General features: G+C 57.1%; 20 protein-coding genes and 1 tRNA gene. 13 read left to right on the forward strand and 8 right to left on the reverse strand.

What is annotated here, in order from left to right; translation table 11 throughout:
- Window positions 1–3: 3 nt before the first annotated feature.
- Both bacA and folB read right to left on the reverse strand, forming a co-directional pair.
- Window positions 4–825 carry an undecaprenyl-diphosphate phosphatase gene (bacA, locus tag ACOTYN_RS13495; RefSeq protein WP_023337815.1) on the reverse strand — a complete coding sequence of 274 codons (822 nt, stop codon included), beginning with the start codon at window positions 823–825 and terminating at the stop codon, window positions 4–6.
- Between the two features lie 105 nt (window positions 826–930).
- Entirely contained in the window at window positions 931–1,299 is a 369-nt protein-coding gene (folB, locus tag ACOTYN_RS13500; protein ID WP_014885275.1) for a bifunctional dihydroneopterin aldolase/7,8-dihydroneopterin epimerase, read from the reverse strand.
- 107 nt (window positions 1,300–1,406) lie between these two features.
- Between folB and plsY the strand changes: the two genes are divergently transcribed.
- The 9 genes from plsY (at window position 1,407) to ureG (ending at window position 7,618) form a co-directional block, all read left to right on the forward strand.
- Window positions 1,407–2,021: a glycerol-3-phosphate 1-O-acyltransferase PlsY gene (gene plsY, locus ACOTYN_RS13505; RefSeq protein WP_014833311.1), complete on the forward strand. Its 615-nt coding sequence runs from the start codon at window positions 1,407–1,409 to the stop codon at window positions 2,019–2,021.
- 111 nt (window positions 2,022–2,132) lie between these two features.
- On the forward strand, window positions 2,133–2,960 hold the full coding sequence (locus ACOTYN_RS13510; protein WP_023338794.1) for an urease accessory protein UreD: 828 nt from the start codon (window positions 2,133–2,135) through the stop codon (window positions 2,958–2,960).
- Window positions 2,961–2,970: 10 nt separating this feature from the next.
- Window positions 2,971–3,273 carry an urease subunit gamma gene (locus ACOTYN_RS13515; RefSeq protein WP_003862556.1) on the forward strand — a complete coding sequence of 101 codons (303 nt, stop codon included), beginning with the start codon at window positions 2,971–2,973 and terminating at the stop codon, window positions 3,271–3,273.
- Between the two features lie 10 nt (window positions 3,274–3,283).
- Window positions 3,284–3,598 carry an urease subunit beta gene (locus ACOTYN_RS13520; protein WP_063614105.1) on the forward strand — a complete coding sequence of 105 codons (315 nt, stop codon included), beginning with the start codon at window positions 3,284–3,286 and terminating at the stop codon, window positions 3,596–3,598.
- Window positions 3,591–5,294, forward strand: a complete 1,704-nt coding sequence (gene ureC, locus ACOTYN_RS13525; protein ID WP_071922888.1) for an urease subunit alpha — start codon at window positions 3,591–3,593, stop codon at window positions 5,292–5,294. The genes ACOTYN_RS13520 and ureC overlap by 8 nt, the downstream gene beginning before the upstream one ends.
- 9 nt (window positions 5,295–5,303) lie before the next feature.
- Window positions 5,304–5,768, forward strand: coding sequence for an urease accessory protein UreE (gene ureE / locus ACOTYN_RS13530; RefSeq protein WP_332958054.1), 465 nt, complete (start codon window positions 5,304–5,306; stop codon window positions 5,766–5,768).
- A 9-nt stretch (window positions 5,769–5,777) separates the two neighbouring features.
- The gene (locus ACOTYN_RS13535) at window positions 5,778–6,317 is read left to right on the forward strand and encodes a HupE/UreJ family protein (RefSeq protein WP_014885280.1); all 540 of its coding nucleotides are present in this window, start codon (window positions 5,778–5,780) and stop codon (window positions 6,315–6,317) included.
- The gene (locus tag ACOTYN_RS13540) at window positions 6,317–6,991 is read left to right on the forward strand and encodes an urease accessory protein UreF (protein ID WP_071922887.1); all 675 of its coding nucleotides are present in this window, start codon (window positions 6,317–6,319) and stop codon (window positions 6,989–6,991) included. The genes ACOTYN_RS13535 and ACOTYN_RS13540 overlap by 1 nt, the downstream gene beginning before the upstream one ends.
- 9 nt (window positions 6,992–7,000) lie before the next feature.
- Entirely contained in the window at window positions 7,001–7,618 is a 618-nt protein-coding gene (ureG, locus tag ACOTYN_RS13545; RefSeq protein ID WP_014885282.1) for an urease accessory protein UreG, read from the forward strand.
- A gap of 87 nt (window positions 7,619–7,705) precedes the next feature.
- Here the strand turns inward: ureG and tsaD are convergent, their stop codons facing one another.
- Window positions 7,706–8,719, reverse strand: coding sequence for a tRNA (adenosine(37)-N6)-threonylcarbamoyltransferase complex transferase subunit TsaD (gene tsaD / locus ACOTYN_RS13550; protein WP_014885283.1), 1,014 nt, complete (start codon window positions 8,717–8,719; stop codon window positions 7,706–7,708).
- A 236-nt stretch (window positions 8,720–8,955) separates the two neighbouring features.
- Between tsaD and rpsU the strand changes: the two genes are divergently transcribed.
- The 3 genes from rpsU to rpoD all read left to right on the forward strand — a co-directional run bounded on the left by rpsU (window position 8,956) and on the right by rpoD (window position 13,030).
- Entirely contained in the window at window positions 8,956–9,171 is a 216-nt protein-coding gene (rpsU, locus tag ACOTYN_RS13555) for a 30S ribosomal protein S21 (RefSeq protein WP_001144069.1), read from the forward strand.
- A 115-nt stretch (window positions 9,172–9,286) separates the two neighbouring features.
- A complete protein-coding gene (dnaG, locus tag ACOTYN_RS13560; RefSeq protein ID WP_071922886.1) occupies window positions 9,287–11,032 on the forward strand; it encodes a DNA primase in 1,746 nt (581 codons plus the stop codon).
- A gap of 153 nt (window positions 11,033–11,185) precedes the next feature.
- On the forward strand, window positions 11,186–13,030 hold the full coding sequence (gene rpoD, locus ACOTYN_RS13565; RefSeq protein WP_014885285.1) for an RNA polymerase sigma factor RpoD: 1,845 nt from the start codon (window positions 11,186–11,188) through the stop codon (window positions 13,028–13,030).
- A gap of 101 nt (window positions 13,031–13,131) precedes the next feature.
- On the opposite strand, the gene mug is transcribed toward rpoD, so the two are convergent.
- Window positions 13,132–13,638 carry a G/U mismatch-specific DNA glycosylase gene (mug, locus tag ACOTYN_RS13570; RefSeq protein WP_014885286.1) on the reverse strand — a complete coding sequence of 169 codons (507 nt, stop codon included), beginning with the start codon at window positions 13,636–13,638 and terminating at the stop codon, window positions 13,132–13,134.
- Window positions 13,639–13,763: 125 nt separating this feature from the next.
- Between mug and ACOTYN_RS13575 the strand changes: the two genes are divergently transcribed.
- Window positions 13,764–13,839 (forward strand) — tRNA-Ile (locus tag ACOTYN_RS13575).
- Between the two features lie 161 nt (window positions 13,840–14,000).
- On the opposite strand, the gene ACOTYN_RS13580 is transcribed toward ACOTYN_RS13575, so the two are convergent.
- From ACOTYN_RS13580 to ACOTYN_RS13595, 4 genes are all read right to left on the reverse strand, one after another.
- Window positions 14,001–14,342, reverse strand: coding sequence for a TA system toxin CbtA family protein (locus ACOTYN_RS13580; protein ID WP_100126895.1), 342 nt, complete (start codon window positions 14,340–14,342; stop codon window positions 14,001–14,003).
- Between the two features lie 20 nt (window positions 14,343–14,362).
- Window positions 14,363–14,680 (reverse strand): type IV toxin-antitoxin system YeeU family antitoxin, encoded by a 318-nt coding sequence (locus ACOTYN_RS13585; RefSeq protein ID WP_006812013.1) that lies wholly within the window; start codon window positions 14,678–14,680, stop codon window positions 14,363–14,365.
- A 19-nt stretch (window positions 14,681–14,699) separates the two neighbouring features.
- Complete coding sequence (locus tag ACOTYN_RS13590) at window positions 14,700–14,921, reverse strand: DUF987 domain-containing protein (RefSeq protein ID WP_100126894.1); 222 nt, start codon at window positions 14,919–14,921, stop codon at window positions 14,700–14,702.
- A gap of 8 nt (window positions 14,922–14,929) precedes the next feature.
- Window positions 14,930–15,055, reverse strand: a 126-nt coding sequence (locus tag ACOTYN_RS13595; protein WP_072220141.1) for a JAB domain-containing protein, incomplete at its 5' end; no start/stop codon positions are given.

The raw sequence follows: 15,055 nt of genomic DNA on the forward strand, positions 1-15,055 counted from the left end.
TCATCAGAAGAAGACCACGTAAACGGCAGCCGCGACAATAAAGCGGTAGATCGCGAACGGAATGAACGAGATACGCTTAATCAGCTGCAGGAAGGTTTTGATGGCAATCAGCGCCACGATAAAGGCGGTGATAAAGCCCACGGCAAACATCGGAATGTCACCCGTGGTCAGGAAGCCAATGCTTTTGTAGAGATCCAGCGCGGTGGCGCCCATCATCATTGGCACCGCCAGCAGGAACGAGAACTCCGACGCCGCGTAACGGCTCACGCCCATCAACATCCCGCCGGAAATCGTTGCCCCAGAACGGGAGAAGCCCGGCCACAGCGCCAGACACTGGAAGCAACCAATGATAAATGCCTGACGATACGTCATATCGTCCAGCCCTTCCGCACGCGGGGTTTTAGGCTTCAGCACTTCGGCAGCAATCAGCAGGAAGCCACCGACCACCAGCGCGTACATCACGTTAATAGGGTTAAACAGCGATTTGATGGCATCGTGGAAAACCAGGCCCAGCACCACTGCGGGGATCATCCCGAGCAGAATATGAATGAGCGTCAGGCGCCCCGAGCCTTCGCCTTCACGCTGCGGCAGACGGCCAAAGTGGATGCCGATCAGGCCAAACAGGCGACGCCAGAACATCACGACCACCGCCAGAATAGAACCGAGCTGAATGACGACTTCAAACGTCTTTGCGGTATCGCCTTCAAAGCCCAGCAGATGGCCAACGATAATCATATGGCCCGTACTGGAAACTGGCAAAAACTCCGTCAATCCTTCGACCACACCCAGTATTGCCGCCACCAGCAGCGAGTGCATATCGCTCATCTATAAACCCCTAAAAAGATATAAAAAAACGGTCGCCCCAACGGCTCCCGTGAAAGATACAGCTATAAGACCGATATAACCTAAAATGGTTTAGCAATTATGACGTTAAATCTTGCCTTTCAGATTTGTGCCACGCTCGATAATCACGCCCACATTGGCCGCACGCGCTACCGCTCCCGGCTTGCTCAGCTTGATGCGCACCCACGGTGAGTTGAATTTGGTCAGCAGCAGTTCCGCCACCTCTTCCGCCACACGTTCCACCAGCGCAAAACGCTGTCCTTCCACATGGCCGATGACCGTTTCACTGATGTCGGCGTAGCTCAGACAGTCATTCACATCATCGCTTTTTGCTGACTTGCGGTTGTCCCAGCCCATTTCGATATCGAACACTAACTTCTGCTCGATGGTCTGTTCCCAGTCGTAAACACCAATTGTGGTGATTACCGAAAGTTGCTCTATAAATACAATATCCATCACGACCTGCCTGCTTTTTGGCTAAACCGGATACCACTTCCGGCGAATTATGCGTATTATCCACAGATGCTGAGAATACAGATACATTTTCAAAACGGAACAGCGTTATGAGTGCAATCGCGCCTGGAATGATCCTCCTCGCCTATCTTTGCGGCTCAATCTCCAGCGCCATTCTGGTCTGCCGCATTGCCGGGTTACCTGACCCGCGTGAAAGTGGTTCCGGGAATCCGGGAGCGACCAACGTACTTAGAATTGGCGGCAAGGGAGCAGCCGTAGCGGTTTTGATTTTTGATGTTCTGAAAGGGATGCTACCCGTCTGGGGCGCTTATGCGCTGGGCGTTACGCCGTTCTGGCTGGGGCTCATTGCGATTGCGGCCTGCGTCGGCCACATCTGGCCCGTTTTCTTCGGTTTTAAAGGTGGTAAAGGCGTTGCAACCGCCTTTGGCGCTATCGCCCCTATCGGCTGGGATCTTACCGGCGTAATGGCGGGCACCTGGCTGCTCACCATCTTGCTGAGCGGTTATTCCTCGCTCGGCGCCATCGTCAGCGCGCTCATTGCCCCGTTTTACGTCTGGTGGTTCAAACCCCAGTTCACCTTCCCGGTGTCAATGCTCTCCTGCCTGATCCTGCTGCGTCATCACGATAATATTCAGCGTCTGTGGCGTCGTCAGGAGACCAAAATCTGGACGAAGCTCAAGCGAAAGAAAAAAGATCCGGAGTAAAACGCGCAACGCCGGCAGCAGAAAACGTATCCATAAGCGACTCATATGACAGCCTTCATTTCCGCCAGGGCATACTGAAACGTATCCCGATGGTGTGGAAATGGATGCAGCATGTTAGCAGCTCAGGTCACTGATAATACGTATAAAGGCTGGCAGGCATCGCTTGCCCTGCTGTTTTGTCACACCCCTGAGAAAACCCTCCTGCATGCCGCCCACCACGTCGGGCCGCTCACCGTTCAACGCCCGTTTTATCCCGAAGGGGAAACCTGTCACCTCTATTTACTGCATCCGCCCGGCGGCATTGTGGGCGGCGATACGCTGGACATTTCCGTTCGGCTGGACGCCAAAAGCCACGCGCTTATCACCATGCCCGGCGCCAGTAAGTTCTATCGCAGCAGCGGCCCGCAGGCCTGTCTGAATCAACACTTTTATCTCGATGATGGATCCACGCTGGAGTGGCTGCCGCAGGATACCATCCTCTTTCCCGGTGCCAATGCCGCACTGCGCTCCGTCTTCCACCTGAAGGCCTCCAGCACGCTGCTGGCGTGGGAGTTGTATTGCCTGGGTCGCCCGGTAATCGGTGAAACCTTCAGCCACGGCACGCTGGAGAGCCGCCTTGAGGTCTGGGTGGACGATGAACCGCGCCTGATTGAGCGCCAGCACCTGAGCGACGGCGATCTTGCGCCCGTTGCCGGACATCCGTGGCTCGGAACGCTGCTGTTCTATCCGGCCGGGGAAACGCATCTTGATACGGTCCGCGAGCGCCTCGCACCGCTGGGAAATTATGCAGGTGCAACGCTTACCGACGATCTGCTGTCGGTGCGTTTCCTCTCCCACGATAACCTGATATGCCAGCGGGTGATGCGCGACATCTGGCAGTCGCTTCGCCCGCTTCTCACCCCTAAAAATGCCTGTTCGCCGCGTATCTGGCAGACATAAGAGAAACGTTATGGAACTGACCCCCAGAGAAAAAGACAAGCTGTTGCTGTTCACCGCCGCGCTGGTTGCCGAACGCCGCCTTGCGCGCGGGGTTAAGCTCAATTATCCGGAATCGGTCGCGCTGATCAGCGCCTTTATTATGGAAGGCGCGCGCGATGGCGAAACCGTCGCCTCGCTGATGGAAGCGGGTCGTCACGTACTGACGCGCGACCAGGTAATGGAGGGCGTACCGGAGATGATCCCGGATATTCAGGTGGAGGCCACCTTCCCGGACGGCTCCAAGCTCGTCACCGTCCACAATCCGATCGTCTAAGGAGCACGTCATGATCCCTGGCGAATACCAGATCCAGCCCGGCACGGTTACCCTCAACGTCGGGCGTGAAACCCAACAAGTGATTGTTGAAAACCACGGCGACAGGCCGATACAGGTCGGATCGCACTATCACTTTTACGAGGTCAACCCGGCGCTGAAGTTCGACCGGGAAGCCACCAGAGGCTACCGGCTGAATATTCCGGCAGGCACCGCCGTGCGTTTCGAGCCCGGCCAGAAGCGGGAAGTCACGCTGGTACAGGTGACGGGCGCGCAGCGTATTTTCGGGTTTCGCGGCGAGGTGATGGGGGAGGTGAAAAATGGCTGACATTTCACGCCGGGCGTATGCCGATATGTTCGGCCCCACCACCGGCGATAAAGTGCGGCTGGCCGACAGCGAGCTATGGATCGAAGTGGAAGACGATCTCACGGTCTACGGTGAAGAGGTCAAATTCGGCGGCGGAAAGGTGATCCGCGACGGTATGGGCCAGGGGCAGATGACCGCCGACGACTGCGTGGATCTGGTGCTCACCAACGCGTTGATCATCGATCACTGGGGGATCGTGAAAGCCGATATCGGCGTCAAAAACGGGCGGATCTTTGCCGTCGGTAAAGCCGGTAACCCGGATATTCAGCCCGGCGTGACGATCCCAATCGGCGCCGCAACGGAAGTGATTGCCGCCGAAGGGAAGATCGTGACCGCGGGCGGGATCGACACCCATATTCACTGGATCTGCCCGCAGCAGGCGGAAGAGGCGCTGGTTTCCGGCGTGACCACCATGATCGGCGGCGGCACCGGCCCTGCGGCGGGCACCAACGCCACCACCTGCACGCCAGGGCCGTGGTACATCGCGCGTATGCTGCAGGCAGCCGATACGCTACCAGTGAATATCGGCCTCCTCGGCAAAGGTAATGGATCTAACCCGGACGCCCTGCGCGAGCAGGTCGCGGCTGGCGCCATTGGGCTGAAGATCCACGAAGACTGGGGCGCAACGCCCGCGGCGATCAACTGCTCGCTGGAGGTTGCCGAAGAGATGGATATTCAGGTGGCGCTGCACAGCGACACGCTGAACGAGTCCGGGTTTGTCGAGGACACGCTGACCGCGATTGGTGGGCGCACCATCCACACCTTCCATACCGAAGGCGCGGGCGGCGGCCATGCGCCGGATATTATCACCGCCTGCGCGCATCCGAATATTCTGCCCTCCTCCACCAACCCGACGCTGCCCTACACGGTGAACACCATCGACGAGCATCTCGACATGCTGATGGTCTGCCACCACCTCGACCCGGATATTGCCGAGGACGTGGCGTTTGCCGAGTCGCGCATTCGCCGGGAGACCATCGCCGCTGAAGACGTGCTGCACGATATCGGCGCGTTCTCGCTCACTTCGTCAGATTCACAGGCCATGGGCCGCGTGGGAGAAGTGATTATCCGTACCTGGCAGGTTGCGCACCGCATGAAGGTCCAGCGCGGCGCCCTGCCGGAAGAGACCGGCGATAACGACAACTTCCGCGTGAAGCGCTATGTCGCCAAGTACACCATCAACCCGGCGCTGACCCACGGCATCGCCCATGAGGTCGGTTCCATTGAGGCGGGCAAGCTGGCGGATCTGGTGGTCTGGTCACCGGCGTTCTTCGGCGTCAAACCTGCCACCATCGTCAAAGGCGGAATGATCGCCTGCGCGCCGATGGGCGATATTAACGCCTCGATCCCCACGCCGCAGCCGGTGCATTACCGCCCGATGTTTGGCGCGCTGGGTGCCGCGCGCCACGCCACCCGGCTGACGTTTATCTCCCAGGCCGCCAGCGCGAACGACGTCCCGCAGCAGCTCAATCTGCAAAGCGCCACGGCGGTGGTGAAAGGCTGCCGGACGGTGAAGAAGACCGACATGATCCACAACGGTTTATTGCCCAATATTACCGTCGATTCGCAAACCTACGAGGTGCGCGTCGACGGTGAACTGATAACCAGCGAACCGGCCGACGTTCTGCCGATGGCGCAACGCTATTTCCTGTTCTGAGGAGTGATGATGATCTATTTAACCCAACGCCTGGACCACGCGCACCCGATTACCGCCAGCGTCACGCTGCCGATTGACGTGCGGGTGAAAAGCCGCGCCCGCGTGGCGCTGAACGACGGCCGCGACGCCGGGCTGATGTTGCCGCGCGGCCTGCAGCTGCGCGGGGGCGACCTGCTGACGACAGACGACGGTAGTGAGGTCATCGAAGTGATCGCAGCGGCAGAGTCGGTCTCCGTGGTGCGCTGCGCCGACCCGTTCCTGCTCGCCCGCGCCTGCTACCACCTGGGCAACCGCCACGTGCCGCTGCAGATCATGCCCGGCGAACTGCGCTATCACCACGATCACGTTCTCGACGACATGCTGCGCCCGTTCGGGCTGGAGGTGACCTTCGACTCCCTGCCGTTTGAACCGGAAGCGGGCGCCTATGCCAGCGATGCCCACAGCCATAGCCACTCTCACGCTCATTCACATTAAGGATTAATTATGCGCAAGCTCCTCCCCCTGTTACTGCTGGCCTTTTCCGTTCCGGCGCTCGCCCATCCAGGCCATGGTGCCGACAGCTTCCAGGCCGGTTTTTTCCATCCCCTGACCGGGCTCGATCACCTGCTGATGCTTACCGGCGCGGGCGTGCTCTCGGCGCTGAGTGGCCGCAAACTCCTGCTGCCGTTTGCCACTCTCGGGATGATGCTCGTTGGCGCTGTTGCAGGCAGTCTGCTCGGCGGATTTAGCGGCATGGAGATGCTGATTATCGCCTCGCTGGCGGTCTGCGGCGTGATGATGTTTAAAACTGAAAACCGTCTGCTGCTGGCGGTACCTGCTCTGGCGATGTTCCACGGCTGGGCACACGGTGTGGAGATGTCCGGCCACAGCTTCTGGCTTTTCACCAGCGGGTTTATGTTCGCCAGCGCCACGGTGCTGTGCGCCAGCTTCGCGGCAGGTTTACTGCTGCGCCGTCATGACGGCCTGCGTAAAACGTTCGGCGGTGGGTTGATTGTCTCTGCCCTGCTGGCGTTGATGAGCTGATGGAGCACGCCCGCCAGTGGCTGCGCCTGATGCAGCTCTCCAGCAGTAGCCTGCCGGTTGGGTCGTTTACCTGGTCGCAGGGGCTGGAGTGGGCGGTAGAGGCAGGCTGGGTCACGGATGCCGACGCCTTTAAACGCTGGCAAATCCAGCAGATGGAGCAGAGCTTTTACTGCGTCGATCTGCCGCTCTTTACTCGCCTGTATCTCGCCTGCGAACAACAGGATTGGGTGGCGGCAAAACGCTGGACGGCATACCTGCTCGCCTGCCGGGAAACGCGCGAGCTGCGCGATGAGGAGCGCAACCGTGGCGCGGCCTTTACGCGCCTGATTAAAAGCTGGGAGCCTGACTGCCCGACTGAATGGCTGACACTGTGTATGCAGAGCCAGCTCTGCGGCATGGCATGGCTCGGCGTGCGCTGGAGGATTGGCGCGCGCGAACTGGCGCTCAGTCTCGGCTACAGCTGGATTGAGAGCGCGGTGATGGCGGGCGTTAAGCTGGTGCCGTTTGGGCAGCAGGCGGCGCAGCAGTTGATTATCGACCTGAGCGATCACTTCGCCGCCGGGTTCGAAGAGGCATTTTTACGTGACGACGACGCGCTTGGCGCAGCCACGCCGCTGTCTGCCATCGCCTCCGCGCGCCACGAAACACAATATTCACGACTATTCCGTTCCTGAGGAGTCAACATGGCTGATTACAAACATCCCCTGCGCGTCGGCGTCGGCGGCCCGGTAGGGTCGGGTAAAACCGCCCTGCTGGAAGCGCTCTGCAAGGCAATGCGCGATACATATCATCTTGCGGTAGTCACTAACGATATCTACACCAAAGAGGATCAGCGCATCCTGACCGAGGCGGGCGCACTGGAGCCAGAGCGCATTGTTGGCGTGGAGACCGGCGGCTGCCCGCATACCGCCATCCGCGAAGATGCCTCGATGAACCTGGCGGCGGTGGAAGCGTTAAGCGAGAAATTCGGCAATCTGGACCTGATCTTCGTCGAAAGCGGCGGGGATAACCTGAGCGCGACGTTCAGCCCGGAACTGGCGGATCTCACTATCTACGTGATAGACGTGGCCGAAGGGGAAAAAATCCCGCGTAAGGGCGGGCCGGGGATCACCAAATCTGACTTTCTGGTGATCAACAAAACCGATCTCGCGCCCTACGTGGGTGCGTCGCTCGACGTGATGGCGCGCGATACCAACCGCATGCGTGGCGAACGTCCGTGGACGTTTACCAATCTGAAAGCGGGTGACGGTCTGGCGACGATTATTGCGTTTCTGGAAGAAAAAGGGATGTTGCGGGTGTAATGCGGTTTATCGCCGGGTGGCGGCTTCGCCTGACCCGGCCTACGGTTTTTGTAGGCCCAGTAAGCGCAGCGCCACCGGGCAAAAAACTCACGCCTCAGGCAGTTCCGCCAGCGGCCAGCGCGGACGCACGGACACGCTCAGGTCAGACGTTGCCCCCGCGTTAAGACGCACCATCCCGGCGTAAGCGATCATCGCGCCGTTATCGGTACAGAACTCTGGACGGGCATAAAACACTTCCCCGCGACGCTTTTGCATCATCTCAGCCAGCTTCGCGCGCAGCGTGCGGTTGGCGCTGACGCCGCCCGCCATCACCAGACGCTTAAAGCCGGTCTGATCCAGCGCGCGCTTGCACTTGATCATCAGCGTATCGACCACCGCATCTTCGAACGCGCGGGCGATATCGGCACGGGTCTGTTCGCTGTCGTCGTTATTACGAATCGTATTCGCCGCGAAAGTTTTCAGCCCGGAGAAGCTGAAGTCCAGCCCTGGACGGTCGGTCATCGGACGCGGGAAGACAAAGCGCCCTTCCGTTCCCTGCGACGCCATTTTCGAGAGCATCGGGCCGCCAGGATAATCCAGCCCCAGCAGCTTGGCGGTTTTGTCGAACGCTTCACCGGCGGCGTCGTCGATCGACTCGCCCAACAGCGCGTATTTGCCAATGCCCGTTACGCTAATCAGCTGCGTATGACCGCCGGAAACCAGCAGCGCAACAAATGGGAACTCAGGCGGATTCTCTTCCAGCATCGGCGCCAGAAGGTGACCTTCCATATGGTGAACCGGAATGGCCGGCACGTCCCACGCGAACGCCAGCGAACGGCCTACCGTCGCGCCAACCAGCAGCGCGCCCACCAGACCCGGACCCGCGGTATAGGCCACGGCATCAATATCAGTTGAACGTAACCCGGCCTCTTTCAGCGCCGCCTGAATCAGGGGAACCGTTTTACGCACGTGGTCACGAGAGGCCAGTTCCGGCACGACGCCGCCGTAGTCAGCGTGCAATTTCACCTGACTATACAGTTGGTTGGCCAGAAGGCCTTTTTCGTCGTCGTAAATGGCGATGCCGGTTTCATCGCAGGACGTTTCAATACCCAGTACACGCATGACTTGTTTTACCTCGTTTCACTACCGCGCAGTGTAGAGCCTGGGCGGGGTGATGTAAAACTTTGTTCGCCCCAGGAAGAAGGCTCGTGTATACTCCTCATCCTTATTAAAGTCCCTTTCAAAATCGCATCGGTGCTTTACAAAGCAGCAGCATTTGCAGTAAAATTCCGCACCATTTTGAAATAAGCTGGCGTTGATGCCAGCGGCAAACCGAATTTATTAAAGGTGAGAGTTACATGCCGGTAATTAAAGTACGTGAAAACGAGCCGTTCGACGTAGCACTGCGTCGCTTCAAACGTTCATGCGAGAAAGCAGGTGTTCTGGCTGAAGTTCGTCGTCGTGAGTTTTATGAAAAACCAACGACCGAACGTAAGCGCGCTAAAGCTTCCGCTGTGAAACGTCACGCGAAGAAACTGGCTCGCGAAAACGCACGCCGTACTCGTCTGTACTAATCGCTTGAGGGCCTCAGCCCTCAATTGACAGACAGAGTAGTAGTCGTAAGGCCGTGCTTCCGGAAGGAATGCGCGGCTTGTTTTCGTTTATAAGTCGCTTAAATTTTTGGGGCATATGGCCGGAAGAATCCCACGCGTTTTCATCAACGATCTGCTTGCCAGAACCGACATCGTCGATCTCATCGACGCGCGGGTAAAGCTGAAAAAGCAGGGCAAGAACTACCATGCGTGCTGTCCGTTCCATAACGAAAAAACCCCCTCTTTCACCGTTAACGGTGAAAAGCAGTTCTACCATTGCTTTGGCTGTGGCGCACACGGTAATGCCGTCGATTTTTTGATGAACTACGACAAGCTCGAGTTCGTTGAAACCGTCGAAGAGCTGGCGGCGATGCATAACCTTGAAGTGCCGTATGAAGCAGGCAGTGGGCCAAGTCAGATCGAGCGCCATCAACGGCAAACGCTGTATCAACTGATGGATGGCCTGAATTCGTTTTACCAACAGTCTCTTAAGCACTCTGCGGCTGAGCCTGCGCGTCAATACCTGACAAAGCGCGGACTGAGCGACGATGTGATTGCGCGTTTCGCTATTGGTTACGCCCCGCCCGGCTGGGACAACGTGTTAAAACGTTTTGGCGGCAATAGCGAAGATCGTAAGTCTCTCATCGACGCAGGCATGCTGGTCACCAACGACCAGGGACGAAGCTACGACCGCTTCCGTGAACGGGTGATGTTCCCGATCCGCGATAAGCGTGGCCGGGTGATTGGTTTTGGTGGTCGCGTGCTGGGTGATGCCCTGCCGAAATACCTCAACTCCCCGGAAACCGATATTTTCCATAAGGGCCGCCAGCTTTACGGTCTTTATGAGGCGCAGCAGGATAACGCGGAACCTCCGCGTCTTCTGGTCGTCGAAGGCTATATGGACGTTGTCGCGCTGGCGCAGTACGACATTAACTACGCGGTGGCGTCATTAGGAACGTCCACGACGGCAGACCATATCCAGCTGCTGTTTCGCGTCACCAACAACGTGATTTGCTGTTACGACGGTGACCGCGCAGGACGCGATGCCGCCTGGCGTGCGCTGGAAACGGCGCTACCGTATATGACCGACGGGCGTCAGCTACGCTTTATGTTCCTGCCGGATGGCGAAGATCCGGATACGCTGGTGCGTAAAGAGGGCAAAGCGGCGTTTGAAGCGCGGATGGATCAGGCTCAGCCGCTCTCCACGTTTCTGTTTAACAGCCTGATGCCGCAGGTGGATTTAAGTACCCCTGACGGGCGCGCGCAGCTCAGTACGCTGGCGCTGCCGTTAATCAGCCAGGTGCCCGGCGAAACGCTGCGTATCTATCTGCGTCAGGAGTTAGGCAACAAGCTCGGCATTCTGGATGACAGCCAGCTTGAACGTTTAATGCCTAAACAGGCTGAAAACGGCACGGTTCGCCCCGCGCCTCAGCTAAAACGCACAACCATGCGTATACTGATAGGGTTACTGGTACAAAACCCCGAACTTGCGCCGCAAGTGCCATCACTGGCGGGTTTGAACCACGAAAAATTGCCCGGACTTGGCTTATTTTCAGAACTGGTCGACACGTGTTTGTCTCAGCCAGGTCTGACCACCGGACAACTTTTAGAACATTATCGCGGCACAAAAGAGGCCGCTACCCTTGAAAAATTGTCGATGTGGGACGATATAGCAGATAAGGACATTGCAGAAAAAACGTTCACCGACTCGCTCAACCATATGTTTGATTCGATGCTTGAGTTGCGCCAGGAAGAGTTGATAGCTCGCGAGCGCACGCACGGCTTAAGCAGCGAAGAACGCCGGGAGCTCTGGATGATTAACCAGGAACTGGCGAAGAAATAAAAAATTTAACGGCTTAAGTGCCGAATATCGATCGGGAAGCCCCCGGCAGCCGCACTGAGAGGCAGCGGCAAAAATATAAGTACGCCCTCGCTTTAAAGGTTGGCAGCCCCATCGCCGACACCAATCAAACGAATTAAGTGTGGATACCGTCTTATGGAGCAAAACCCGCAGTCACAGCTGAAACTTCTTGTCCAACGCGGTAAGGAGCAAGGCTATCTGACCTATGCCGAGGTCAATGACCATCTGCCGGAAGATATCGTCGATTCAGATCAGATCGAAGACATCATCCAAATGATCAATGACATGGGCATTCAGGTGATGGAAGAAGCACCGGATGCCGATGATCTGTTGCTGGCTGAAACCTCCAACAATACCGACGAAGATGCGGAAGAAGCTGCCGCACAGGTACTGTCCAGCGTTGAATCTGAAATCGGGCGTACCACTGACCCGGTCCGCATGTACATGCGTGAAATGGGTACCGTTGAACTGTTGACCCGCGAAGGCGAAATTGACATCGCAAAACGCATCGAAGACGGGATCAACCAGGTTCAGTGTTCTGTTGCCGAATACCCTGAAGCGATCACCTATCTGCTGGAGCAGTACGATCGCGTTGAAGCGGAAGAAGCGCGCCTGTCTGACCTGATCACCGGTTTTGTTGACCCGAACGCGGAAGAAGATCTGGCGCCTACCGCGACTCACGTTGGTTCCGAACTGTCTCAGGAAGAGATGGATGACGACGAAGACGAAGATGAGGAAGAAGACGACGACAGCGCGGACGATGACAACAGCATCGACCCGGAACTGGCGCGTGAGAAGTTTGCCGAGCTGCGTACCCAGTACGAAGTCACGCGTGACACCATCAAAGCGAAAGGCCGCAGCCATGCCGCCGCGCAGGAAGAGATCCTGAAACTGTCTGAAGTATTCAAACAGTTCCGCCTGGTGCCAAAACAGTTCGACTACCTGGTAAACAGCATGCGCGTGATGATGGATCGCGTACGCACCCAGGAACGCATCATCATGAAGCTGTGCGTTGAGCAGTGCAAAATGCCGAAGAAGAACTTCATCACCCTCTTCACCGGCAACGAAACCAGCGAAACCTGGTTCAACGCCGCTATCGCGATGAACAAGCCGTGGTCTGAAAAACTGCACGACGTGAAGGACGATGTCTATCGTGGTCTGCAGAAGCTGCATCAGATTGAAGAAGAGACCGGCCTGACCATCGAGCAGGTCAAGGACATCAACCGTCGTATGTCTATCGGTGAAGCGAAAGCCCGCCGTGCGAAGAAAGAGATGGTCGAGGCGAACTTGCGTCTGGTTATCTCTATCGCCAAGAAATACACCAACCGTGGCCTGCAGTTCCTGGATCTGATCCAGGAAGGCAACATCGGTCTGATGAAAGCGGTAGATAAGTTCGAATACCGTCGTGGTTACAAGTTCTCCACCTACGCTACCTGGTGGATCCGTCAGGCTATCACCCGCTCTATCGCGGATCAGGCGCGCACCATCCGTATTCCGGTGCATATGATTGAGACCATCAACAAGCTCAACCGTATCTCCCGCCAGATGCTGCAGGAGATGGGCCGTGAGCCAACGCCGGAAGAGCTGGCTGAGCGCATGCTGATGCCGGAAGACAAGATCCGTAAAGTGCTTAAGATCGCCAAAGAGCCAATCTCCATGGAAACACCAATTGGTGATGATGAAGATTCGCATCTGGGTGATTTCATCGAGGATACCACCCTCGAGCTGCCGCTGGACTCTGCCACCACCGAGAGCCTGCGCGCTGCGACGCACGACGTTCTGGCCGGCCTGACCGCCCGTGAAGCAAAAGTGCTGCGTATGCGTTTCGGTATCGACATGAACACCGACCACACGCTGGAAGAAGTGGGTAAACAGTTCGACGTGACCCGCGAACGTATCCGTCAGATCGAAGCGAAGGCGCTGCGTAAGCTGCGTCATCCAAGCCGCTCTGAAGTGCTGCGTAGCTTCCTGGACGACTAACTTGTCCTGACAGTGAAAAAGCTCCCTTCGGGGAGCTTTTTTTTGTTTATTCCCTCTCCCTGTGGGAGAGGGTCAGGGTGAGGGCATCAGGCCGCAGAGGATTACAACCCCCGCACCATCAGCGCCTCATCCAGCTCCCGATACGCCTCTACCAGCTTATCCAGCGTCGCCCTGTTGAGCCCGCTCGGGTTCGGCAGCACCCACACCTGCGTCACGCCGATGGTGATGCTCTGCTTACCCCATTTAGCGCCGCGCTGGCTGAACGCCTGCTCGTAGGCCTGCTTGCCGAGGATCGCCAGCGCTGCGGGCTGATAGTCCTCAATCTTTTTGACCAACTCCCGTCCGCCGCTGCGGAGCTCATGCAGATTGACCTCGCTCGCCTGCACCGTCGGGCGCTCAACAAGCATAGTAATGCCGCAGCGCGTATCCAGCAGGTGCTGTTCCTCTTCGGGCCTGAGTAATCTATCGGTAAACCCGGCCTGGTGGATCACTTTCCAGAAGCGATTGCCCGGATGGGCGAAGTGAAAGCCGGTGTGCGCCGAGGACTTACCCGGGTTGATTCCGCAGAACACCACCCGCAGGCCAGGGGCCAGAATATCGTTGATCATTTTTACTCCCGATCAATCCATCGTAAGGGAAGTATAAAGGATTGATTATGCATTGTTTATAAAAACAGCAGGCAGGTGTGAATGGCTGGATTGCTGTAGAGAGTTACTTTATAATTCACCGCCACGGCCCCTTAGCTCAGTGGTTAGAGCAGGCGACTCATAATCGCTTGGTCGTTGGTTCAAACCCAACAGGGGCCACCAGATAAAACAAGGAGTTAGATGAGAAATCGTCTAACTCCTTTTTCTTTGGATGCAATTTGGGTCAGGTAATGGGTCAGGTAAGGAATTGCTACCCTGCCCTCTTCATCTCGCTGCCAGCATCCCCGGATAGTGATGAAAGCCAGTAGCACTGCCTGTAATATTCACCGTACCGAATTTTTACGGCTTTGCCGCAACAAGCCAGTTGCCTGCCGTGCTCGCAGAATGTCTACAGCCCGGAGATAAGGGGATTGTTCCTGCCAGTTAAATCCCTTCCTGTCGATGCGCACCAGTTCGTATTTTTCCACCAGAAAATTCACGGCATCAGCCAGCGTGATTCCGGCATCGATATGTTCCTGTATAACACGTTCCTCACTGAACGGTGTGTCGTTGAGGGTGAGACCATAGTGCTGTTTCAGCAGGCGGGTCAGTAGCATTTGCCAGACAGCCACGGGTGTTAGGCAGGGCTTCGCCGCCCGCTGAGTTGTTGCAGGTAAAGTTTTCATGTTTACTCTCGTGAAGGTAATTAACTCTGAGTGGGGTAAATGGCGATGTATACGTAGCCGCAACTGCCAAGAGTATCGGCTTCGCAGGTGAAACCGTTGTGGTACAGGGTGACGCAGTGGGCGTGTTGGGGACTGAGTTCACCGGTGGTTAGCATCGACTCCATCTGGCGGATAAAGTGCGGGCATGTTTCATCCAGCTTCCGGCATTCGGTGTCACTGAACCTGCCGGTGATGCTGGCCCTGTCAGCCAGATAGTGCAGTCGGTTACCCTCCTGCACCAGACGGGCTCCCAGGCGCGGCGTGATAGCCCGCTGCAGGCCCCAGTTGATGTGGGTCATGGCGGCTCTCCTTTTATTGTCAGTTCAGGGTAATACTAATTAGGCAGGCATAAGGCCCGTTACGGTCCTGGCGGCGTTCGGCGTATACCGCGAGGACTCCTGTGATATCCGGCACATCCCTGCCGGTGTAATGGCAGACGCTACCGTGCCACTGATATTTTCCACTGCAGTAGCGAAAGATCCGGGACTCAGGATGCTGGCGGTATATCGTCATTGCCCGGCGTTTACTGATAATTTTCATGTCATACCTCACAACAGACCGTGTTCTGCGAACGAATAGATTTGCCTGCCACCGACAATCAGGTGGTCAGGGACGCGGATATCCACCAGCTGAAGCACCTGAACCAGTCGCTGCGTGAGGGTTTTGTCGGCCTG

Origin of the sequence: Enterobacter cloacae complex sp. IR5458, from assembly GCF_049238025.1 — a bacterium.
Classification (GTDB): domain Bacteria; phylum Pseudomonadota; class Gammaproteobacteria; order Enterobacterales; family Enterobacteriaceae; genus Enterobacter; species Enterobacter kobei.

Excerpts from the sequence above, each read along its gene's own strand:
- ACOTYN_RS13585 (WP_006812013.1), bottom strand. The coding sequence starts at position 14,680 with ATGACCCACATCAACTGGGGCCTGCAGCGGGCTATCACGCCGCGCCTG.
- ureG (WP_014885282.1), top strand. The coding sequence starts at position 7,001 with ATGGCTGATTACAAACATCCCCTGCGCGTCGGCGTCGGCGGCCCGGTA.
- ureE (WP_332958054.1), top strand. The coding sequence starts at position 5,304 with ATGATCTATTTAACCCAACGCCTGGACCACGCGCACCCGATTACCGCC.
- ureC (WP_071922888.1), top strand. The coding sequence starts at position 3,591 with ATGGCTGACATTTCACGCCGGGCGTATGCCGATATGTTCGGCCCCACC.
- rpsU (WP_001144069.1), top strand. The coding sequence starts at position 8,956 with ATGCCGGTAATTAAAGTACGTGAAAACGAGCCGTTCGACGTAGCACTG.
- bacA (WP_023337815.1), bottom strand. The coding sequence starts at position 825 with ATGAGCGATATGCACTCGCTGCTGGTGGCGGCAATACTGGGTGTGGTC.
- mug (WP_014885286.1), bottom strand. The coding sequence starts at position 13,638 with ATGATCAACGATATTCTGGCCCCTGGCCTGCGGGTGGTGTTCTGCGGA.
- ACOTYN_RS13510 (WP_023338794.1), top strand. The coding sequence starts at position 2,133 with ATGTTAGCAGCTCAGGTCACTGATAATACGTATAAAGGCTGGCAGGCA.
- rpoD (WP_014885285.1), top strand. The coding sequence starts at position 11,186 with ATGGAGCAAAACCCGCAGTCACAGCTGAAACTTCTTGTCCAACGCGGT.
- plsY (WP_014833311.1), top strand. The coding sequence starts at position 1,407 with ATGAGTGCAATCGCGCCTGGAATGATCCTCCTCGCCTATCTTTGCGGC.
- ACOTYN_RS13580 (WP_100126895.1), bottom strand. The coding sequence starts at position 14,342 with ATGAAAACTTTACCTGCAACAACTCAGCGGGCGGCGAAGCCCTGCCTA.
- ACOTYN_RS13540 (WP_071922887.1), top strand. The coding sequence starts at position 6,317 with ATGGAGCACGCCCGCCAGTGGCTGCGCCTGATGCAGCTCTCCAGCAGT.
- ACOTYN_RS13535 (WP_014885280.1), top strand. The coding sequence starts at position 5,778 with ATGCGCAAGCTCCTCCCCCTGTTACTGCTGGCCTTTTCCGTTCCGGCG.
- tsaD (WP_014885283.1), bottom strand. The coding sequence starts at position 8,719 with ATGCGTGTACTGGGTATTGAAACGTCCTGCGATGAAACCGGCATCGCC.
- ACOTYN_RS13515 (WP_003862556.1), top strand. The coding sequence starts at position 2,971 with ATGGAACTGACCCCCAGAGAAAAAGACAAGCTGTTGCTGTTCACCGCC.
- folB (WP_014885275.1), bottom strand. The coding sequence starts at position 1,299 with ATGGATATTGTATTTATAGAGCAACTTTCGGTAATCACCACAATTGGT.
- dnaG (WP_071922886.1), top strand. The coding sequence starts at position 9,287 with ATGGCCGGAAGAATCCCACGCGTTTTCATCAACGATCTGCTTGCCAGA.
- ACOTYN_RS13520 (WP_063614105.1), top strand. The coding sequence starts at position 3,284 with ATGATCCCTGGCGAATACCAGATCCAGCCCGGCACGGTTACCCTCAAC.
- ACOTYN_RS13590 (WP_100126894.1), bottom strand. The coding sequence starts at position 14,921 with ATGAAAATTATCAGTAAACGCCGGGCAATGACGATATACCGCCAGCAT.